This is a genomic window from Ferdinandcohnia jepli (assembly GCF_047246645.1).
In the GTDB taxonomy this organism is placed as follows: domain Bacteria; phylum Bacillota; class Bacilli; order Bacillales; family Bacillaceae_L; genus Ferdinandcohnia.
Genome location: NZ_JBFOKR010000011.1, coordinates 23536 through 44267, shown reverse-complemented (window position 1 = coordinate 44267; position 20732 = coordinate 23536). Strand labels below are relative to the sequence as shown.

General features: G+C 37.4%; 21 protein-coding genes. 6 read left to right on the top strand and 15 right to left on the bottom strand.

The annotated features are described in order from the left end of the window. Positions 1–24 precede the first annotated feature (24 nt). The 3 genes from AB3M96_RS12985 to AB3M96_RS12975 are packed head-to-tail and all read left to right on the top strand — an operon-like array spanning position 25 to position 3200. On the top strand, positions 25–1716 hold the full coding sequence (locus AB3M96_RS12985; RefSeq protein WP_412968048.1) for a DUF6044 family protein: 1692 nt from the start codon (positions 25–27) through the stop codon (positions 1714–1716). A 22-nt stretch (positions 1717–1738) separates the two neighbouring features. Then, positions 1739–2788 (top strand): glycosyltransferase family 2 protein, encoded by a 1050-nt coding sequence (locus tag AB3M96_RS12980; RefSeq protein WP_412968047.1) that lies wholly within the window; start codon positions 1739–1741, stop codon positions 2786–2788. After that, complete coding sequence (locus AB3M96_RS12975; protein ID WP_412968046.1) at positions 2754–3200, top strand: GtrA family protein; 447 nt, start codon at positions 2754–2756, stop codon at positions 3198–3200. The genes AB3M96_RS12980 and AB3M96_RS12975 overlap by 35 nt, the downstream gene beginning before the upstream one ends. Before the next feature lie 356 nt (positions 3201–3556). Here AB3M96_RS12975 and AB3M96_RS12970 read toward each other — a convergent pair whose 3' ends face one another. After that, positions 3557–4735, bottom strand: coding sequence for a D-alanyl-D-alanine carboxypeptidase family protein (locus tag AB3M96_RS12970; RefSeq protein WP_412968045.1), 1179 nt, complete (start codon positions 4733–4735; stop codon positions 3557–3559). Positions 4736–4956: 221 nt separating this feature from the next. On the opposite strand from AB3M96_RS12970, the gene AB3M96_RS12965 reads away from it, so the two are divergent. Continuing rightward, on the top strand, positions 4957–5559 hold the full coding sequence (locus AB3M96_RS12965) for a transposase (RefSeq protein ID WP_412968044.1): 603 nt from the start codon (positions 4957–4959) through the stop codon (positions 5557–5559). Positions 5560–5781: 222 nt separating this feature from the next. On the opposite strand, the gene AB3M96_RS12960 is transcribed toward AB3M96_RS12965, so the two are convergent. The 7 genes from AB3M96_RS12960 to AB3M96_RS12930 form a co-directional block, all read right to left on the bottom strand. Then, positions 5782–6393 carry a TetR/AcrR family transcriptional regulator gene (locus AB3M96_RS12960; protein ID WP_412968043.1) on the bottom strand — a complete coding sequence of 204 codons (612 nt, stop codon included), beginning with the start codon at positions 6391–6393 and terminating at the stop codon, positions 5782–5784. Beyond that, entirely contained in the window at positions 6350–7630 is a 1281-nt protein-coding gene (locus AB3M96_RS12955; RefSeq protein WP_412968042.1) for an MFS transporter, read from the bottom strand. The genes AB3M96_RS12960 and AB3M96_RS12955 overlap by 44 nt, the downstream gene beginning before the upstream one ends. Before the next feature lie 192 nt (positions 7631–7822). Beyond that, positions 7823–8545, bottom strand: a complete 723-nt coding sequence (locus AB3M96_RS12950; protein ID WP_412968041.1) for an ASCH domain-containing protein — start codon at positions 8543–8545, stop codon at positions 7823–7825. 104 nt (positions 8546–8649) lie between these two features. After that, a complete protein-coding gene (locus tag AB3M96_RS12945; RefSeq protein WP_412968040.1) occupies positions 8650–9501 on the bottom strand; it encodes a DUF8832 domain-containing protein in 852 nt (283 codons plus the stop codon). A gap of 191 nt (positions 9502–9692) precedes the next feature. Next, the gene (locus tag AB3M96_RS12940) at positions 9693–12104 is read right to left on the bottom strand and encodes a heavy metal translocating P-type ATPase (protein ID WP_412968039.1); all 2412 of its coding nucleotides are present in this window, start codon (positions 12102–12104) and stop codon (positions 9693–9695) included. An 88-nt stretch (positions 12105–12192) separates the two neighbouring features. Further along, the gene (gene copZ, locus AB3M96_RS12935) at positions 12193–12402 is read right to left on the bottom strand and encodes a copper chaperone CopZ (protein ID WP_412968038.1); all 210 of its coding nucleotides are present in this window, start codon (positions 12400–12402) and stop codon (positions 12193–12195) included. Positions 12403–12417: 15 nt separating this feature from the next. After that, positions 12418–12774: a metal-sensitive transcriptional regulator gene (locus AB3M96_RS12930; protein WP_412968037.1), complete on the bottom strand. Its 357-nt coding sequence runs from the start codon at positions 12772–12774 to the stop codon at positions 12418–12420. A 356-nt stretch (positions 12775–13130) separates the two neighbouring features. Here AB3M96_RS12930 and AB3M96_RS12925 point away from each other — a divergent pair, with 356 nt between their 5' ends. Continuing rightward, positions 13131–13937: a DODA-type extradiol aromatic ring-opening family dioxygenase gene (locus AB3M96_RS12925; protein ID WP_412968036.1), complete on the top strand. Its 807-nt coding sequence runs from the start codon at positions 13131–13133 to the stop codon at positions 13935–13937. A 343-nt stretch (positions 13938–14280) separates the two neighbouring features. On the opposite strand, the gene AB3M96_RS12920 is transcribed toward AB3M96_RS12925, so the two are convergent. Together AB3M96_RS12920 and AB3M96_RS12915 are read right to left on the bottom strand one after the other, a co-directional pair. Continuing rightward, on the bottom strand, positions 14281–14454 hold the full coding sequence (locus AB3M96_RS12920) for a hypothetical protein (RefSeq protein WP_412968035.1): 174 nt from the start codon (positions 14452–14454) through the stop codon (positions 14281–14283). A gap of 142 nt (positions 14455–14596) precedes the next feature. Beyond that, positions 14597–14938: an ArsR/SmtB family transcription factor gene (locus AB3M96_RS12915; RefSeq protein ID WP_412968034.1), complete on the bottom strand. Its 342-nt coding sequence runs from the start codon at positions 14936–14938 to the stop codon at positions 14597–14599. 187 nt (positions 14939–15125) lie between these two features. On the opposite strand from AB3M96_RS12915, the gene AB3M96_RS12910 reads away from it, so the two are divergent. Beyond that, a complete protein-coding gene (locus tag AB3M96_RS12910) occupies positions 15126–15473 on the top strand; it encodes a gamma-type small acid-soluble spore protein (RefSeq protein WP_412968033.1) in 348 nt (115 codons plus the stop codon). 46 nt (positions 15474–15519) lie between these two features. On the opposite strand, the gene AB3M96_RS12905 is transcribed toward AB3M96_RS12910, so the two are convergent. The 5 genes from AB3M96_RS12905 to AB3M96_RS12885 form a co-directional block, all read right to left on the bottom strand. Beyond that, positions 15520–16407 (bottom strand): D-alanyl-D-alanine carboxypeptidase family protein, encoded by an 888-nt coding sequence (locus AB3M96_RS12905; protein WP_412968032.1) that lies wholly within the window; start codon positions 16405–16407, stop codon positions 15520–15522. A 172-nt stretch (positions 16408–16579) separates the two neighbouring features. After that, a complete protein-coding gene (locus tag AB3M96_RS12900) occupies positions 16580–17740 on the bottom strand; it encodes an ABC transporter permease (RefSeq protein ID WP_412968031.1) in 1161 nt (386 codons plus the stop codon). Between the two features lie 15 nt (positions 17741–17755). Beyond that, positions 17756–18970 (bottom strand): ABC transporter permease, encoded by a 1215-nt coding sequence (locus AB3M96_RS12895; protein ID WP_412968030.1) that lies wholly within the window; start codon positions 18968–18970, stop codon positions 17756–17758. Positions 18971–18981: 11 nt separating this feature from the next. Next, a complete protein-coding gene (locus AB3M96_RS12890; protein WP_412968029.1) occupies positions 18982–19905 on the bottom strand; it encodes an ABC transporter ATP-binding protein in 924 nt (307 codons plus the stop codon). 143 nt (positions 19906–20048) lie between these two features. After that, positions 20049–20732 (bottom strand): response regulator transcription factor, encoded by a 684-nt coding sequence (locus AB3M96_RS12885; RefSeq protein WP_412968028.1) that lies wholly within the window; start codon positions 20730–20732, stop codon positions 20049–20051.

Here is a 20732-nt window from a genome sequence, read left to right as displayed (position 1 = left end):
TTTTTTGTAACTGGAGGAAGTACATTGTTTCATCAAAGAACTCTACACAAGCATAAGTATCTTCTTATCATTGTTGCAATATTACTTATTTTTCTTTTTGTATCACCTTACTTTATATTGGGTGAAAATGCTCATATACGAGTTCATGACAATTTGGACTCAAATATTGCATGGTACAAAGTTTTGGCAGAAAGTAATCAGTTAATGGGACCACTAGATGCAACAATCCCTCAGATTATCAATGGACAACTACAAAGAGGGGCTTTTGGAACGGAGTTTAGTGGAATCGTTTGGCTTCATACATTCTTTCCTACAATGATTGCATATGGGTTAAGTCAGTTAATTACAAGACTATTTGCCTTTCTTGGTATGTATTTATTGTTACGAAAACATTTTCTAAAGCAGTCAGAGTGGCAATTCCTTACGATTGGCGTGTCCCTTGCATTTGCACTGACTCCCTTCTGGCCATCAGGTATGCTAAGTACCCTCGGCATGCCCCTTGCATTATGGGCTCTACTAAATATCCGTGCGGGAGAAAAGTCATGGGTGAACTGGCTAACACTAACACTGCTGCCTCTTTATTCAAGCATTGTACTAGGGTTCTTCTTTTTCATTAGTGGAATGGGGCTATTTTGGTTGACAGATGTTGTACGAGGGAAGGGGTGGAACCCGCGATTTTTATGGGCGATTATTTACTTTTCTTTAATCTTTATGATTGCTGAGTACAGACTTGTCTACTCGTTCTTTTTTGTTGATGAGCCTAATAGTCGTGATGAATATTTTCATGCTCGGTTAACTTTTATTAGAGCACTAAGGTTATCCTTAAAAAACTATGTACTCGGTCACACTCATGTAATGTCAGTTCATGGGTTAGTTATTCTACCTGTTACTCTTTTAGCTTTATATGTTGTGATATTAAAGAATACCTGGAGGGAAGAAAAAGCATTTTTATATTTACATATATGTAACGCCGTTTTATCGATATGGTATGCGTTTTGGTTTTATAAAGGTTGGGTGCCATTAACTAAAAAGTTTCACTTTCTCGATACGTTCAATTTTGCCAGATATCATTTTCTGCGCCCAATGATAATCTATGTTTTATTTGCACTTTCTTTAAAAATTTTATGGGAGTTCCGCTCAGGTTGGAAACGTGCAACAGTATTTTTTTTATTAGCACAGTTGGTCGTTCTAGGGAGCTTTAATGAAGAAATAGTGTATCGAAAGAAGCCTTCTTTTAGGGAATTTTATGCTGAACAACAGTTTGAGGAGATTAAAAACTATATTGGCGAACCTCTTGAATCCTATCGAGTGGGAAGTATTGGACTTCACCCAGCGATTGCTCAGTTTAATGGATTTTACACACTTGATACCTATAACAATTTTTACCCATTGACTTATAAATATCAGTTTCGTGAGATTATTGAAAAGGAACTGGATAAGAACACGAAACTTCGTGAGTACTTTGATGAATGGGGTGGGCGTTGCTACCTCTTTTTAGATGAAATTGGTAAACACTATATGTTCAAAAAGAGTTCGAAAAAAGAAATCGAAAAAATGGAACTGAATATGCAAGCCTTTTACGATATGGGTGGGCGATTTATTTTTTCAGCGATACCAATAAAAAATGCTGCAGACAACAATTTAGAACTGGAGAAAACGTTTGATTCACCTGAGTCAGCATGGAGAATTTATTTATATAGGGTTTCGATTTCGTAAAGTCTCAAAAGGGAGGGTCTTCATGGTTGCACCTGTACTTTCAATTGTTATTCCCTGTTACAACGAAGAAGAAGTATTACCTGAAACAATAAAACAGCTTGATTATTTGGTAGGAGAGTTAGTTAAAGAGGGGCTTATATCAGACAAAAGCAAACTATTATTTGTAGATGATGGCAGCAAGGATCAGACTTGGTCGATTATTTATAAAACAGGGCTTGAAAATGTGCGTATTAAAGGGCTTAAGCTAGCAAGAAATGTCGGCCATCAAAATGCTCTTCTAGCCGGTTTACATGCTGCAAAACGCTACTCTGATTGTCTTGTTTCAATCGATGCAGATTTACAGGATGATGTTTCAGTTATTCGAGAGTTTGTGAATCGCTATTTGGATGGGTATGACGTAGTCTATGGTGTTCGGAAGGAACGCAATACAGACACCCTTTTTAAGAAACATACTGCACAAGGTTTTTATAAGTTGATGAAATGGATGGGAGTGAATCTTGTCTATAATCATGCAGATTTCAGGCTAATGAGTCGACGTGCAGTATATGCACTTGAGCAATTTAATGAGAGTAATCTTTTTTTACGAGGTGTCGTCCCACTAGTAGGGTTTAAGTCATCCTCTGTTTATTATGATAGGAAGGAACGATTAGCAGGTGAAACAAAGTACCCGTTACGTAAGATGCTTTCCTTTGCTTTGGATGGTATAACCTCGTTCAGTGTAACCCCGATTCGGTTCATTTCACTAATGGGATTTATTTCATTTTTTGTTAGCTTAGTATTTGGAGGCTATTTCTTTTTTCTGAAATTTAGTGGACAAACCCAGACTGGTTGGACTTCTCTCATTACCTCTATTTGGTTAATTGGTGGATTACAATTAATTGCATTAGGATTTATCGGAGAGTATATCGGAAAAGTATACAAAGAGACAAAGCGACGGCCAAGATATGTAGTTGATATTGATACGTTTAATTTAGCCATACCTGAAGTAGACGGTGGTGATGGTATAGAAGAAGAGTCTGTACATGGGCGAGATCTTGGTGAAGAAGGGAATCTATCTGTTGATTATCACTGATTCCCTAAAACCACCTCATTCTTTTATCCGTTTTTTACTGGTGGGATTGTTAAATACTCTGGTTGGCCTCTCGTGCATGTTTTTACTTTTACATCTATTAGGGACTTCTTATTGGGTTGCTACATTTATAGGAAATTCAATAGGCGCCGCTGTCAGTTATTTATTAAATAAACGCTTTACCTTTGCTAGCAAAGTAGCTTTATGGAAAAGCATTCCGCTCTTTGTGGTGGTTATACTATCTTGTTATGTATTCTCTTATTCTGTAAGCAAATGGATAGTTAGCGGGATGGTACTGGCTATTGGTGTGCAAGCGGAAAACACCAACTACCTCGCCATCCTATTCGGTACCATACTCTACACCATCACCAACTACCTCGGCCAAAAACACATCGTTTTTACAAACAAGGCTTAATCGGGGCAATATGGTGTACTCAGATAGTGTCATTTGATGGTGTCAGGCACCTCAGAAAGACAACTGTCCACGGGTGGTGTCAGGCACCTCAGAAAGACAACTGTCCACGGGTGGTGTCAGGCACCCAAGAAAGACAACTGTCCACGAGTGGTGTCAGGCACCCAAGAAAGACAACTGTCCACGGGTGGTGTCAGGCACCCAAGAAATACACTTGTCTTTCTCAGGCGGACACTATAGGTTTTGAACACATTTCTCAGGTGAAATTTAAGCCACATGTTTTTCAGTAGTCTGGCTGTTTACACCTGCTAAAAAGCACTTGATTCACCTATGAGTGAATCAAGTGCTTTTGTTAGTATTTATTCCGGGTACGTGTTTACTCTATTTCGAAGGTAAATTGCAATACCAACGAATATAAAGGATAGGGCTAAGAAAATGTAAGTATAGGAGATACCAGACTTTCTAACCTCTGTATCTTTTAGTTCTGCACGCGTACTTACTACTTCTCTAGGCATGTTCTGCTCAAGTTGCTTTGACGCCAGTATTCTGCCATCATCACCTTGTACTTTTAGTACACCTAGTTCATCCAATTCTATGTTGACTACTTCATCCTTTTTATGTGTATAAGAAAGAGGAGCTTTTAACTGATATGACTCCCTACCTTTACTGGTTGAAAATGATTGGTCTCCTGAAACCTCTGATACCTCAAAATTTTCAAATCCATAATCCAACAACTCTACTGTGTCATCATAAGAAATATCACTCGTGTGAGCCATAAGCACAATTGCTACTAGTTTTAACTCACCTTGCTCAGCAGCAGTTGACAATGTGAATCTGGATTGCTGCACAAAACCATTTTTCCCTCCGATTATTCCTTCATAAGGAATTTCGCCTAATAGTAATCGATGGTGATTATATATAGTCGTTTCCCAACCTGTACCAACCCAAGGTAATTCTTTCATACCAAATATTTCAGTGAACTCTTTGTTTCTCAGTGCATACTGAGTAAGTACAGCTAAATCGTGTGCCGTTGTATAGTGATTCTCATCAAATAAACCGTGTGGGTTAACAAAGTTTGTATCCTGAAGACCAATTTCCTCTTTTAGATATACGTTTAGAGCATTCGAAAATGATTCAACATCACCATGTAGATGTTCGGCTATTGCAACACCTGCATCATTTCCTGAGTTTATTAGTAGACCTTGAACCAATTTCTCTAAGGGTACTTGCTCCCCAGGCTCTAAATAGACTCTTGTACCACCGGTTTCCCATGCATTCTCACTTACCGTTACAATATCATCGAGTTTTCCTTTTTCAATCGCATATATCGCTGTCGCCATCTTTGTTAAACTAGCTGGATACATTGTTTCTTTACTATTTTTTTCATATAGGATAGACCCCGTATTTGCATCTAGCAGAATTGCCGATTCACTCTGTATTGTAGGGTCTGATACTTGTTTATCTTCATTAGCAAACGCCACTATCGGATAAAAGGCAAATAAAAAAACGAGTGCTACTGTTACATATAGCTGTTTCATCTCACTTCTCCCTTTGTTTCTATATAGTAAAAGTGTACTTTGCTTATATATTATTTATCAATAGAAATTGAAGTATATTTTTTGAATCTTATTTGTATTATGCAGGATTAAAGGAATGGATGTAGAAAGTTTTAATAGCCTGTCCTTCTTTTTCTCTTTAGCTTCCCCATTCGCTATCGTAATAAAGTTAGAAAAATTCAACAAAGTTAAGGAGTGTTTTAATGACCAGAAAACACCGTATCTGGTTTCCAGGTGCAAAATTTCATATTACTAGTAGAGGTATTCGTAAGTCTGCGCTTTTTTTTGACGATGCTGATCGAAAGCAGTATCTACTTTTACTCAAGGAGACAAAGAAAACATCCCCATTTTATCTTCATTCATACTGTTTAATGACCACACATATTCACCTTCAAATCGAAACAATCCAAATTCCAACTAGTCAACTTATAAAAAATATCCATACCGTTTATGCAAAGTACTTCAATAAAAAGTATTCTTTTACAGGTCATGTTTTTGAAGACAGATATGGTGCGCAATTAATTGAAACAGCCGAGTATGAACTTGATGTCAGTAAATATATCCATTTAAATCCGGTGAAGGCAGGTATCGTTGAAAAACCTGAGTATTATCCTTGGAGTAGCTTTAGAGGATATTTACCCAAGCAAATAAATGTACCTCTTCTACATTCATCACAACTACTCTCTTATTTTCCGACACCACAACGTGAAAATTATTACAAATACATAAATTCACCATATGTACCTCTTCAAAATGATACTCCGTTATATACTGAGTATTACCAAGAACTTTTAAAGCAGCGATGAACACTATGTCTAAGCAGAACCAAGGGAAATTGGGAAATAGGGAAATTGGATAACAGGTACATGAAACATCTGAATGGGACAGAAGTCTATAAACCAAACCAAAAAACCTGAATCGTAAAAATCGATTCAGGTTTTTTGTACGTGTCCTCTCCAGATGGACAGTTGTATTTCTGTGGTGCCTGGCACCACCAATTCACCACCAATTGACACCAACATTCCTCTTCATTTGGCGCCGAGTGCTTGTTTGAGGTAAATTCGAATGGCTTCAACTTGGCCTTTGATATCAGCTTTTTCGCTACTCATGATAATTGTTTGGATGTGCATGGCATCGATTGTATTAAGCAAAAAGTTTACAATTGTATGAAGTGGTTGAATCGGGGCTAATTCTCCTCGCTCAACCCCAGTTCCTAACAGGTTTAATAAAGACCCAAGAGCAGCATCAAATCTTGCATTAATAAATTCCAAGCGTCCTTTTACATGTCTACCTATAATGAAATATTCAAGATTAACAGGTGCTAGACTATCCTTAGAATGAGTCAGTGACTGCTCAACCATGGATAGAAAGCTTTCCATTGCACCCCAAGCAGTTTGATTATCTTTTAGAAGATTTTCAAAGTATTCGTTCGCTTCACTATCTCTTTCTTTTAAAAGCGCTTGGTAGACTTCATCTGTATTTGAAAAATAATGATATAAACCACCACGGCTTAACCCGGATGCAGTAACGATATCAGTCATCGTAGTTCCACTAAACCCTTTTTCGATAAATACTTTTTCTGCCGCCATTAAAATCTCATAACGGCGTTTCTCCTTGTAATCGTCGCTTACTTTCGGCATTAAAATCCCTACCTTCTAGTCTAAATCTCATTATATATACTACAATTCCTACAACAACCAGCAAGCTTCCAGACACAATATATGCAGACACTACACCTAAAGCTTCAGCTAGTATTCCACCTATCACCATACCTAGCAAAGAAGCTAGCGTTGTCAACGAATTAATAGTACCGAACACTCGACCTGTATATTCAACAGGCGTGTTTTTTTGAACATCTACTTGGAATGGTATCATAATTGCGTCTACTGCGAACCCTGAAATCAAGAAAATAAGTGGGAACAAAATAGTCAAAAGCAAGACGGGTAACTGAATCGAGAGTGCCCCAGCGATAAAGGTAAAACCCAACCCTGCTGATCCGATTGCCATATATATAAACGTTGAATTAATTTTCTTCTTACTTAAAATGAGTGACATGACAAACATCCCTAGGCCATTTGCGGCAATTGCATACCCTGCAATATCTACAGGATCAATTCCCTCAACCTCCCGCAACAGAATCATAAGTTGCGTGTCTGCAAGTTGAAGAACTAAAATAGAAACGCTCAGCACTATTAATCCAAATAATAAAACTGGAAGCTTTTTAAAAAAGTCGAATCCTTCTTTGAGCTCTTTTACGAAAGATATTTGCTTAGAGTCAGTCTCTACTGAGTTTTCATTTCTTACTCTCCGTGGTACTCCGATAAGTAGTAGGGCTGACAATATAAAAGTACCGGCATCTAGATAAAATGCCCACTGAATCCCGATTAGTGACACTAGTAATCCACTTATCATTGGACCAATAATTTTGCTCCCGCTATCAATCATTCCACTGATTGCCATCGCCGCCTGCATATTTTCTTCAGGTACAATTTCCTTCAGTTTCCCATTTTTAGAAGGTACAAAAAGAGATCCGAAGATACTTTTTAGAATCAACAGTAAGTAAAGCTGCCAAATGGCTGTTGTAAAAACAAATGATAGTACAATGATGCACCTTAGTACATCCGAGATAATCATTAACGTTTTTCTCTCAAATTTATCTGCAAGTATACCTGAAATTGGACCAATTAAAACCATAGGTGCAACCATACATATACCTACACCGGTCATTTCAAGTGGCGTTGCATCCCATTTTAATGCCACTAATGCCATTAGAGCCAACATGTCTAACCAATCTCCAAGACTCGAAACTATCTGCGAACTAATTAAGAATAAATAAGGTTTGTTCTTCGATAATCCACTTTTTCGTTCCATCTCCATTTCTACCATCTCCTATTTCAATCAATTTAACCGACATCCTTGTCGTTATTATAACCGACACTATTGTCTATTTACAATAGCTATTTCCTAATTCTTTAAAATTTTTTTATGTACATTGTCCACTCCATGGTTTTATTCAACAAAAAAACAAAGCCCATAGTGAGCTTTGTTGGTTATAAGTGATATATATAACTACTTTTGATAGCTATACGTAGCACTCCATTCGTGTATTAGATTATTTGCTAATAAGATGTCATTTGCGTACTTTTCCGCCTTAATAATTAAATCTTTTTCATTACATTCACCTTCATAAGAAGGATTAACATTGTAAAATAAATACGTATTTAACTCGCTATGCCTATATCTTATAAAAGCAACAAATTCTTTCCCTTTATAAACTGAGAAAAACAGGTGATTTTCATAGCCACTGCCGTCCAATAATGCAAAATCTGTCCAACCTGCAATCTCTTTTTCTTCGCTTTCGGACATTGGTACGATATGCAAATCAATTTCAACTTCTTCAAATATATCAACGATTTTAAAATGTTCTACAACAATAATCGTATCTTCGTTTAATTCATATCCGTCATTTTGTAATGGTTTTTCCCAACTGAAAATATGGTCTTTTATATATTCTTCTAAAGTTGAATTTTCGCCTTTAGCAATTTTCTCTCCAATTTCCCCTTTAATGTCGCCAAAAGGGATTTCATATAAGTCCGTAATTTGAAGGTTTGCTTTATGAATGTTCTGTTTAGTATATACCTGAACAATAGCTCCAACCTCACTTTTTTCTTCCTCTGGGAGTTGGTCGTACCAAACCTTTGGTGTACAGGTTACAGTCTTAATTCCAATTAGTACCTCTTCAAGAAGTCTTTCATCATGTTCATCGCGTCCCCAAAAATCAATACGCTTCATTACGCTCACCTCTCTCACTACTAAAATTATATACCTAACCGGAGAAAACGAACAGTAAAAAAAGAAACCCGGCAAATGCCGAGTTCCAAAATCTCTTTTCCATTTTATTCAATTATCTCAATTACAAACGGGTAAGTAATAACAGTACCGTCCACTTTGAATTCCGCCCAAATCTTGTAAAGTCCTGGATCTTGGAATTCAGTCTCGAAGATCGTTCCAGTCTCACTAGCCGGATGAACATGTATAAATTCATTTGCTTGTTCATCTAAAATGACTACATGCCCCATTGCGCCAAGGTAGTGTTCAAGTTGCTCTGCTTCTACATCGAATTTAAGCGTAACAGGTTCCCCTACTTTTAATGAACTTGGATATAATGTAGTTTTGATCTCATTAATTGTTTTGATAAAATCCGCATCTGCTTGCAATGAAGCATGGTCGTGATCTTCTACATTTCCAACTGTAAATTCTAAAGGTGACACATGATAAGTTCCATTCTTCGGCTTAATATCAACAAATGCTTTGTAGGCACCTTCTTCTAAATCAACTTGAATGGTAAAAGTTCCTGGTCCGACCTGCTCAGGATGTAGATGATAGTACTTCTCTAGATGATCATCAACGACGATCAAATGTAAAAGTTTCTCATGATTAACTTCCAGCTCCTCTACCATGTTACCAGCTTTGTCTTTAATAGTAATGGTGAGTTCTCCGTCTTTTTCCGCAATATCACTTGTTACATCAGTATTTCCAGGTGCTTGTTCACTACCATGTCCATCTTCACTATGTCCATGAGTAGCTGATTCATCTTGTGTAGTTTCAGTTTCTTCGCTTGCATGTGGATCTGATGCTCCATGTTCAGACTTATTTCCAGTTTCATCCTCCGCAACAAAAGCATAAATAGTATATCCACCCATCACAACCAACAAATAAACAACTGCTGCGATTGCCCATTTCTTCATAGCAAACTCTCCTTCAATCAATATCAAATCTTAGCCTTTCCATAACTAACCGAAGCATAAACCCCAAAATACATATCTAAACAAAAGTGTACGCCCCAGATGGACAAATGTATTTCTACGGTGCCTGACACCCAAGAAATACATTTGTCTTTTTGTGGTGCCTGGCACCACATCTGGCACCACATCTGCCTTTAGATTTTGATTTTTTGGAGGCGGAGGGCGTTTAGGACGACTGAGACTGAACTGAAGGCCATTGCCGCACCTGCTAGCCATGGGGCCAGGAAGCCAAGTGCCGCGATTGGAATGCCTATTGTGTTATACCCAAATGCCCAAAATAGGTTTTGTTTGATGTTACGTATGGTTTTCTTACTCATAAAGATTGCATCTGCAATGCTATTAAGGTCACCACGGATAAGGGTAATGTCTGCAGCCTCCATCGCTACGTCTGTTCCTGTTCCAATCGCCATCCCGATATCAGCGATAGCAAGTGCTGGTGCATCGTTAATTCCGTCACCAACCATGGCAACTTTTTTACCTTGTAACTGAAGCTGTTTCACTTCATCCGCTTTTCCTTCTGGTAACACCTCTGCAATCACTTGAGTAATTCCAGCTTGTTTTGCAATTGCTTCAGCTGTACGTTGGTTATCGCCAGTCATCATGATTACTTCTAGACCCATATCTTGTAGTCGTTTGACTGCTTCCTTGGAAGTTGGTTTAATTGTGTCAGCAACTGCAACTAACCCTGCGTATGATCCATCAATCGCTACAAGCATTGCAGTCTTCCCATTGCGCTCCATTTCTTCCATAGTACTAATAGCAGAAGCTACATCAATATTTTCCTGTGCCATCAATTTACGAGTTCCAACAAACACTACCTTCCCGCCTACAACTGCTTTAACACCATAGCCAGGGATTGCTTCGAATTCATCAGGGTTTGCTACTTCCATACCCTTATCACGAATGCCTTCTACGATTGCTTCAGCAAGCGGATGTTCTGATAATTTCTCCGCTGCTCCTACAATATGAAGTAGTTCATTTTCTTCTATTCCAACAGGAATTACATCTGTTAATGTTGGTGCACCATTTGTTACTGTTCCTGTTTTATCAAGTACAACTGTTGTTACACGATGTGTTAACTCTAAGTGTTCTCCACCTTTAAATAAAATTCCAAACTCAGCAGAACGACCAGAGCCAGCCATGATAGAAGTTGGTGTTGCCAATCCTAACGCACACGGACATGCGATAACGAGTACCGCGATTAACTTTTCAAGAGCTACAGCGAACTCACCAGGACTTACAACAAAATACCAAATAAGAAAAGTAACAATCGCAATTCCAACAACAATTGGGACAAAAATTCCAGAAATTCTATCTGCCAATCGTTGAATAGGAGCTTTAGATCCTTGTGCTTCTTCGACAATTTTAATGATTTGTGAAAGTGCAGTATCTCTTCCAACCTTGGTTGCTATTATTTTTAAGAATCCATTTTTATTAATTGTTGCACCAATTACGGTATCTCCAACTGTTTTATCTACAGGTACACTCTCACCTGTTAGCATTGATTCATCAAGTGCTGAACGCCCTTCAATGATTTCTCCATCAACCGGCACCTTTTCACCAGGCTTTACATAGATAACATCACCGACTAGAACATCTTCTAAAGGAATCTCAAGCTCAGCTCCATCTCTAACCACCGTTGCTGTTTTAGCCTGTAGACCCATTAGCTTTTTAATCGCTTCAGAAGACCTACCTTTCGCTCTTGCTTCAAAAAGCTTACCTAAAATAATAAGCGTGATTAAAATAGCACTTGTTTCATAATAAAGTTCAACCATATGTGCATTAGTACCTATAGAAGCAATAGACAGATACAAACTATAAAAATATGCTGCTGAAGTACCTAATGCCACAAGCACATCCATATTTGCACTACCATTTCGAAGCGCCTTATAAGCACCAACGTAAAACTGTTTACCAATGACAAATTGAACAGGTGTTGCCAGTGCCAATTGTACCCAAGGATTCAAAAACATATCAGGTACATACATCCACTGAGTAAAACTAAAGTGACCGACCATCGCCCATAAAAGTGGCAGAGATAAAATCACAGAAAAGATAAATTTACCTTTTTGTTTTTCAATTTCTCTCTCACGATAATCTTCTATTTCTTCTTGTTTATCTGCTTTTGCACTTGCTCCATATCCCAATTTCTCAACTTTTTTAATAATGTCATTAACAGCTACTGTAGATGGATTGAATTCAACCGTTGCTGTTTCCAATGCTAGGTTTACATTTGCCTTTGTGATGCCCTCCATTTTATTAAGTCCTCTTTCAATTCTTGAAGAACATGCTGCACATGTCATTCCAGTGATGCTAAACTCTGCTTTTTCAGAAACAACACCATAACCTAGTGCCTCTATTTTCTTTTCAAAGTCTTCAATAGTTACTACTTCTGGATTAAACGTAATTGTAGATCTCTCTAATGCATAGTTCACATTTGCAGCCTCTACACCTTCTAGTTTGTTAAGGCCTTTTTCAATACGGTTCGCACAAGCCGCACATGTCATCCCTGTAATTTGTAGATTAGTTTCTTTTACATTACTCATATTGAACCCTCCAATATACTGTATAGGGGTATATTTTTATGTAAAAGAGAAGTGCTATTTCAAATAGCACATTCACTCTTACATCCCTTTACGCTACTACTTCATAACCTTCTTCATCAATTGTTTCCTTAATTTTATCCAAAGTTACAACAGCTGAATCGAATTCTACGTTAACTTTACCTTCTCCAAGGTTAACTTCTACTTTCTTTACACCAGCTAATTCTCCAACACTACCTTCAACTGCTTTCACACAATGACCACATGACATTCCTTGTACATTTAACGTTACATTTTCCATCTATAAACACTCCTTTTATTTTTTCATTAATTTGTGAACAGTTACAAGCACTTCATCCAATACTTCTAGATCTCCTTCTTGGATACGCTCAATCACACAGCTTTTCAAGTGTCCTTCTAATAAAATCTTACTAACACTGTTTAAAGCAGATTGAACAGCTGCAATTTGAGTTATTACATCATCACAGTACGTATCCTTCTCAATTAACCCTTTTACTCCACGGATTTGCCCTTCAATTCGGTTTAAGCGAGTAACAAGGTTCTTTTTAACCTCGTCGGAGTGATGGCTTTTGCGTTCACTGTGGAGAGAACAACAGCTATCAGACCCTTCATCTAAAACCAATTCTTTTTGATTTTGATCAGTAATTTCCATTATCTCCCCTCCTTGACATTAATTTACCATACCCCCCTATAGTATGTAAAGTGCTTTTTATAAAAAATTTTAAAATAAAGCTTTTTAACACCATATAACACATTATACCCCATCACCCTATATTTATCAGTGAAAAAACTCACACTCCAGGTAGGTATTTTACATCCTTTATAGAATTTTATTTATAAAGTGAAACTTTATTAGTGGGAATTTGTTCATCCCCACTGATTGTTAGTTAAACCACTCGGTCGATAGCTTCCGTTATCTTCCACCTTGTCACTTCAGGTTTTGAAGTGTGAGTCTTACGGACGTTTACACCGGGATAAATAAACTTTCAACTAAAGGAGATGCCACAAATGAATCCATTTGTATTTGCTTGTATAACGCCCCATGGAGGTGAGATTATTCCAGAATTAACTGGTGCAAACCCCGATCGTATGGGTGTTACTAGAAATAGCATGTATAGGCTAGGGGAGTATATGGAACAGGCAAGCCCTGATACAATTATTGTCCTAACACCACATGGTACACGAATTAATGGACAGTTTTCGATAAGTAATTCCGAAAATATGATTGGTACGGTGGAAGAAAATAATGCCTCCTTTTCACTAAGTCGTGTAGTTGATCGTACACTTGCAAATGAAATTGAGAAACAAGCAAAAGACCTCGACTTGCCTGTCGGTTCGATCAATTACGGTACAAGCGCTGGCCCAATTTCATCATTACCGTTAGATTGGGGAGTCATTGTACCCCTACGCTTTATGCCTAATGTCCCGGTTGTGGTTATCACACCTTCTCGTGACATAGGCTTTGAAGAGCATCTTCAATTTGGAAAGGCATTGCGAAATGCAGTTAACCAATCAAATAAACGTGTTGCTCTAATCGCCAGTTGCGATTGGGCTCATGCACATGACCCATCTGGTCCATATGGATACCATCCTGCAGCAAAAGAATTGGATAATCAAGTTGTTACACTTTTAAAACAAAATCAAATAGAAGATATGATGAGATTTGAATCTGAATTCATAGATAACGCTAAACCTGATGGTATTTGGCAGGCGCTAATACTCGCTGGAGCTATAAACTCTGATGAAAGAAATTCTGAATTTTTATCATATGAAGCACCCACCTATTTTGGATTAATCTGTGCCGCATACCGATAGTATCCAAAACCCATGAAGAAGCCACTCTTCATGGGTTATCTTCGGTATTAGCAACACTCTGTTTTTCCATCACAACATTCTTTATTTTCTTCTACTTCCTTAATTTCGATATCACAGCAATTATCCTTCTTCTTTTTAAAAAACAGCATTATTATCACTCCTTTCCATCAATTTTTTTTGATTAATTACATAAACCTTTAGCAGCAAGATTGGCCCTTACTTTCACAGTTGTTTTCCACTACCTCTTTAAAGTCAACACTACAACAGTCCTTGTTCTTTTTACTTAATAGCATAGAAATTCCTCCTTTATCTACATCAATTTTTTTTGATTAATTATTCATAATTAACAAACTGGAGCACAGCAAGTAGTTATATCTACTACAGGTTTGACCTCTTTTGGCTTCACAGATGTTTTGATGATAATGCTATCTTCAAACATCTTAGTAGGTGTTCTTGTTAAAAGATTACTTTGTCTATAAGCTGCTTCATACTTGAAAAACATATGATTATTGTTCACCACTATCTCCTCCATTAAATCAATTTTTCTTGATGAATTAATAGTAAAACATTCCAATTATAATTTCAATACCTAATAACAATTTTTTTTGATTTATCGTTCGACAAAAACGAACATTAAAAAAGCCGGATAGTCCGGCTTGTTAACAGCAAGTATCATTCGGTGTATTGTCTCCTCTAAATAAACAACACAGTTCTTCAGATAATAAGTGATTTAATTCCTTCGTGTTTAGTTCGTAGTAACTCCAAGTCCCTTTTGTTGTTTTTATTAATAGTTCAGCATCCAGTAAAATCTTCAAATGATACGAAAGCTTTGACTGAGGCATATCAATGATTTCGGAAAGATCACATACACAGGAATTGCCTCTTTTAACGATTTCGTTCATAATCTTTAGTCTCTTTTTGTCAGCTAGTGCCTTAAACTTTGATTCATACTTTTCGAAGGATTCATCAAGAGATATATCTAGTAAAGGAATTTGCTCCATTTTTCAGCCCTCCATTACATCTACTTTTTTTGATTAATTAATTATACCATAAAAATCAAATATAAATTTACCTAACCTGAGAGAATTTTCAATACATGCGAACTAACGAAATATCACAAATTAAAAAAGGATTGTAAGGAGCCATTTATGCTTCTCAATCCAAAAATTCGTACTGGGAGGGTTCCGAATGCAAAACAATAATCAGCAAATTCCAGCTCAAGCTCAGCAAGTATTAAATCAAATTAAACAAACTGCACAACAATTGAGCCAAGCCGAGCAGCAAAATGCACAGCAGTTCCAACAAAGCTCACCTCAAGTGCAGCAAGCAGCTCCTGGATTTGCAGGACGTGAATTGAATGCTGCTCAGCAGTTAGACCAAATTGGGCAGGCAGCACAACAGATACAATCTTATGTTGGGCAACAACAATTCACATCATCAACAGGATCCTCATTCAGTACAGAATTTGCTAGCGAAACAAATGTTGAAGAAGTTAGAAGACAAAACCAACAATCTCAACAAAATAAAAATCGCTAGTTCCACATCTACCCTCATATACCCTCACGTATTGTGAGGGTATTTCTTAGTTTGCTGTTGCAACCAACTTTGTGAAACCATGCTCTAATAAGGTGATTGAATCAGTCCAAACAGAAGCATCAGTTGACTGTAGAACAATAGCGACTACCTCTTTGCCATTACGGGTTGCGGAAGAGATTAGGCAATAACCTGCTTCATCTGTAAAACCAGTTTTTATGCCATTTGCACCCTCAAAATAGAAACCACTTGTTGGATCTAATAGCTTATTGCGATTCACATACGTGACCGCCGGGTCGACATATTTTTGTTCACTTACGATTTCGCGAAATGTTGCATTCTTCATTGCTTCCCTAGCAATAATCCCTAAATCCTTAGCCGTTGTATAATGGTTATCATCATGTAACCCATGTGGGTTAACAAAGTGCGAATGAGTAGCTCCTATCTCCTTAGCTCTGCGATTCATTAATTTAGCAAAATAAGCTAATGCCTGTTCATTAGTAAGACGTGAATTATTACTATCCTTTTTTGCAATATGAATCGCAACTGTTCGTGCAGCATCATTTCCTGAAGGAAGCATCATCCCGGCTATTAGTGTCTTAAGATTCATTTGTGACCCTTCAACAAGCCATGCAGTGCTTTCATTATCCACCTTCATTTTCGTTTCATTACCTACACGTACTATTTCATCCATATTTCCCATTTCAACCGCTAAAAGTGCAGTCATAATCTTAGTCGTGCTTGCTGGATAAATTCTTTCTTCTCCATTCTTTTGATACAGTACAGCACCGCTCTCATTATCAAGTAAAACCGCGGCCTTACCTTCAATAAGTAAATCCTGTTCTGTACCTTTTGTAAACTGACTACTTTCACTAAAACTGTTGAAAAAGATAAAAATTCCAATAGCAATTAATACGGTTATTAGTATTTTTTTCATTTATGTAACCTCTCCCCTAGCTTTATCTCCATTCCAATTATATCCAGAATTTCTTAAAACTAACGGTTATAAAACTGAAGAGATTCTTAAGATTGTCTTAAACCTACAATATAGAATAGCCTTTCTGTATCCTAACCCTCATTAAAAAACTAGCTCACATAACACTGTTTCCCTACTCAAATCGTACCCGTCGTATCCCAAGTGATAGAAAAACAATCGCAAAACCCATTAATATTGTGACTGGGAGAACTATGTCTGCTATTGTTCCCCCTCTTGCAACGATCTCTGTGAATCCTTTCATAGCCCATGTTTGTGGTATAAACTCAGCTATCTTTTGCATAAACTCGGGCACCACTTCTAATGGCCAAAAAACTCCTCCCAGCATGCAGGTTGAAATGATAATGAGATTACCAAGCGCTGCTTGTTGTTCCACAGATTTTGCATAACTAGAGATTACTAGACCAAGCCCGATCACACACACTAAAATTGCAGAAACGAGTGCGATAATGCCCACCATATTCCCCCAACTCACATTAAATAACAAGGTGCTTGTTACCATTAATATTCCAAACTGCACCCACCCAATAATAAAGAATGCTGCCAGATAGCCTAGCATTATTTCTGATTTAGCAGTCGGGGTTGTAAGTAATCTTGACCATACTCCTGTGCTTTTCGCTTCTAAGATAGTACCTGTCGAAGACATCATCACGATCATTACAAACATAATTGCGAACCCGGCTGCCCGTTCGGACATATTATCCATTTCTTTATTTGTTGCTTGTTTAGTAATAATTGTAGATTCTACTGAAGGTTTACTAGCAGATGTCTCGATTGCAATTTCTTGGAACTTCGGCTCCCATTCCTCTTCAAAGTGTTCTGACCAAATTACCGCACCTTTAGCTTCTATCGCTAAGTTTATCAGTTTATTACCGATAATCTCAGAGACAATCATTCCGCTTGTAAATTCTGGTCCATGCTTAAACATAATTTGTGGTTGTTTATCGCTCAATAACAACTCTTCAAAATTCTTATCTATCACAATGAACCCTGTGAGTTTCTTATCTAGTACTCTTCCTTCTGCTTCTGCCAAGGTAGAGGGAGTAAAAGAAAACGATTCGTTGTCAGTTAGCATTTCAAGGTATCTCTTTGACAATGTACTTTGATCCTCATCAACAACTGAAATTTCAATTTTGTCAGTACTACCTTCAGAGTCTAATAAGCTTCCAAATAATAATGTAAATACCAATGGCATAGCAAACATGACAAGATATGATTGGCGTCGTTTAAACACCTTTCCAACTTCAAACATACAAATTGAAAGTATTTTTTTCATCGTTACTCCTCCTTTCTATTTTACCTGTAAGCGAACTGAACCAATCAGAACTGATACTATACCAATCCCTAACAAAACACCTATTGCTGGATATATTGATTCCCAGGTTGTTCCGCCCATAATTTCTAATAAGCTTGTTAACGCCCAGTTATTAGGTGCAATAGTCGCAATCATTTTTAATGTATCAGGGAATATGGCAAGTGGAAGCATAGATCCCCCAAGCAGTGATAGAACTTGAACAACCATTCCACCCACAGTGTCAGCTGTTTTTTCTTCTTTTAAAATTGCAGCAAATAGCATTGATAAACCAGAAACTGCAATTGAATAAGATACCCCGACAAAAATGAGTTGTATAATATTGTCTCCCCAATAAACGTTAAAGCCAAGATACGTAACTACTATAAAAAGAAAGAACTGCATTGTTGCGAAGTAAAATACTCCTAAAAACTTACCAAAGAGTATACTTTGTTTGCTTGTTGGCGTACTTAGCAGTCTTGAGAGTGTTTCTGTTGAGCGCTCTTTTATAATCGATTTTGCACCAACTGTCATATTAAATAATAGAAACATAGCAGCCATTGCAGCAGCATAATACTGCATACTCGTAACCATTTTTTCTCCAATAGGCTGTTTGACAACAAACATAGACGATTTTAAATCTGCCTTTTCTTGTAATTCAGTTACAACACTTGTTCCAATTGCATCCAAATCCTGATTTACAGTACTTACTTGTTGAGCCATCGCTAGATTTGAAACAACTAGTTTAGTTGAAACTGATATGGCATTCACACGTTCGGTAAATGAAGTAACAATAGAACTTAGTACTGAACTTGGAATTTCTTTCGAGGGGTCTGCAAGTATTTCTACCGTTTCAAGGTTCCCTTTTTCAATACCATCGCTCCATTTTTCTGGTAAAATCATTCCCACATCCACTTTTTCTTCTACAATCATGTGCTCAAGTATCTCTTCTGACTGTACCTCAACAATCTCGATGGAATCTTTCAGTTCTACTCCATTTAAAACTTCATTTACTAATGTATCTGCTAACGAATCGTTATCAGGTTTAAGTACCCCTATTTTCATAGATAAACTTTCAGTTGAACCAAAAACGTCCTGTAATGCCGCACCTAATATCGCAGTCAAAAGGAGCGGCATACAAATCATTAGTAAAAAAGTCTTTCTGTCTCGTATCTGTATTAAAAAATCCTTCCATGCAATTTGAAAGCTTTTCACAGTCTACACCTCTAATCCCTTAATTTTCTACCAGTTAATTGTAGGAATAACGACTCCAGGTTTGGTTCTTGTACCTCTATTGAGAGGACCTTCGTATTTTCTTTATCCGCTACTTGAATGATGTGTGACAATGATTGTTCCGCTCCCACTATTTCAATGACATCTTCATTAACTATTACCTCGCCAATATCCTCTATAGTCCTTAATTTTCTAAGAAACTGCTCTTTTATTTGATCTACCCTTATTCGTTGAATAGAGCCTCCCGCTAATCGGTCACAGAGGTCTTTTTTTGTTCCTGTTGCAATCACATTCCCTCCATCCACAATCCCTATTCGTTCACATAAAAAATCGACCTCTTCCATATAGTGACTTGTGTAAATCACGGTCATTCCTTGTTTGTTAAGCATTTTAACAGTTTCTAAAATGTGGTTTCGTGATTGTGGGTCAATACCTACCGTAGGTTCATCCATAATTAATAGCTCTGGATTATGCATGAGTGCAGCGCCAATATTGACTCTTCTTTTCATTCCCCCTGAAAAGGTTCCTACTTTATCTTTGGCACGGTCAGTTAAGCCAACTATCTCAAGTACTTCCTTCGCTTTTTGTTTTGCGTGTTTTCCAGATAATCCGTACATCTTTCCCCAAAACACTAAGTTCTCCATTGCAGAAATCGTTGGATACAAAGCTATGTCTTGTGGAACTACACCAATTAATTTTTTGCTTTTCATCGGTTCTTTTTTTACGGACACACCATTTATCGTAATGTCACCTGAGTCAATTGATTGTAAGCCGCTAATCATTGAAATGGTAGTAGATTTCCCAGCACCATTTGGTCCAAGTAACCCGAAAGACTCTCCTTTTTTCACAGAAAAGGTAATACCATGAATCACTTCTTTTTTTCCGTACGATTTTTTTATATTTTCAACAGCTAACATTCTGCTCACTCCATTTCACTTATTGTTCTTATCTAGCTTCATTGTAGTACGACTGGAAAATAACTCCATCTCTCTAGCGATAGATTTATGCCATGAAAAAAGACGACTTTTACAGTCGCCTTTTTATTTCTATATGCCAAAAGTCATGTATCGAAAGTTGATATGCCATAGCGGACCGAAAAAATTGCTGCCTGTGTTCGATCCCTTAGCTGTAGTTTACTAATAATATTTGAGACATGATTCTTCACTGTCCCTTCAGTTATAAAAAGCTTTTCCGAGATTTCCTTATTATTATAGCCGTACCCAAGATGAGTAAGGACTTCGTATTCACGTTCTGTTAATTCCTTGAGTATTTTTTCAACATCTTCTGGTACCTGTGCTTCTTCTTTCCCCTGTTCAAGAACCTTAGTATGTCTTATCTCCTTCAGTACCTGAGAAGTGAGTTCTTTTGGAAGAACCATCCCGCCTGAATGCACTGTCATAATTGCTTGTACTATTGTTTGGGTATGCATATCCTTTAGTAAATATCCACTTGCTCCCTCATCTAGTGCTTCAAAAATTAAATCACTATCTTTAAAAGTAGTCAGCATTAACACTTTTATATCTGGCAGTGCCTTTGTTATGAGCTTTGTTCCCTCCACACCATTTACAACTGGCATTCGTATATCCATTAATACGATATCTGGTTTTACAAGTTGTGCTTTTTCAAATGCCTCTTGACCGTTACCGGCCGTTTCAACCACTTCTATCTCGGGACGCAGGTTAAGAATTGTTGCCAGTCCGTCCCTCATTAACTCTTGGTCATCCACAACCATTACTTTTATCAT

Coding starts and splice junctions, on each gene's coding strand:
- AB3M96_RS12980 (WP_412968047.1), top strand. CDS start 1,739: ATGGTTGCACCTGTACTTTCAATTGTTATTCCCTGTTACAACGAAGAA.
- AB3M96_RS12970 (WP_412968045.1), bottom strand. CDS start 4,735: ATGAAACAGCTATATGTAACAGTAGCACTCGTTTTTTTATTTGCCTTT.
- AB3M96_RS12965 (WP_412968044.1), top strand. CDS start 4,957: ATGACCAGAAAACACCGTATCTGGTTTCCAGGTGCAAAATTTCATATT.
- AB3M96_RS12960 (WP_412968043.1), bottom strand. CDS start 6,393: ATGCCGAAAGTAAGCGACGATTACAAGGAGAAACGCCGTTATGAGATT.
- AB3M96_RS12955 (WP_412968042.1), bottom strand. CDS start 7,630: ATGGAGATGGAACGAAAAAGTGGATTATCGAAGAACAAACCTTATTTA.
- AB3M96_RS12950 (WP_412968041.1), bottom strand. CDS start 8,545: ATGAAGCGTATTGATTTTTGGGGACGCGATGAACATGATGAAAGACTT.
- AB3M96_RS12945 (WP_412968040.1), bottom strand. CDS start 9,501: ATGAAGAAATGGGCAATCGCAGCAGTTGTTTATTTGTTGGTTGTGATG.
- AB3M96_RS12940 (WP_412968039.1), bottom strand. CDS start 12,104: ATGAGTAATGTAAAAGAAACTAATCTACAAATTACAGGGATGACATGT.
- copZ (WP_412968038.1), bottom strand. CDS start 12,402: ATGGAAAATGTAACGTTAAATGTACAAGGAATGTCATGTGGTCATTGT.
- AB3M96_RS12930 (WP_412968037.1), bottom strand. CDS start 12,774: ATGGAAATTACTGATCAAAATCAAAAAGAATTGGTTTTAGATGAAGGG.
- AB3M96_RS12925 (WP_412968036.1), top strand. CDS start 13,131: ATGAATCCATTTGTATTTGCTTGTATAACGCCCCATGGAGGTGAGATT.
- AB3M96_RS12915 (WP_412968034.1), bottom strand. CDS start 14,938: ATGGAGCAAATTCCTTTACTAGATATATCTCTTGATGAATCCTTCGAA.
- AB3M96_RS12910 (WP_412968033.1), top strand. CDS start 15,126: ATGCAAAACAATAATCAGCAAATTCCAGCTCAAGCTCAGCAAGTATTA.
- AB3M96_RS12905 (WP_412968032.1), bottom strand. CDS start 16,407: ATGAAAAAAATACTAATAACCGTATTAATTGCTATTGGAATTTTTATC.
- AB3M96_RS12900 (WP_412968031.1), bottom strand. CDS start 17,740: ATGAAAAAAATACTTTCAATTTGTATGTTTGAAGTTGGAAAGGTGTTT.
- AB3M96_RS12890 (WP_412968029.1), bottom strand. CDS start 19,905: ATGTTAGCTGTTGAAAATATAAAAAAATCGTACGGAAAAAAAGAAGTG.
- AB3M96_RS12885 (WP_412968028.1), bottom strand. CDS start 20,732: ATGATAAAAGTAATGGTTGTGGATGACCAAGAGTTAATGAGGGACGGA.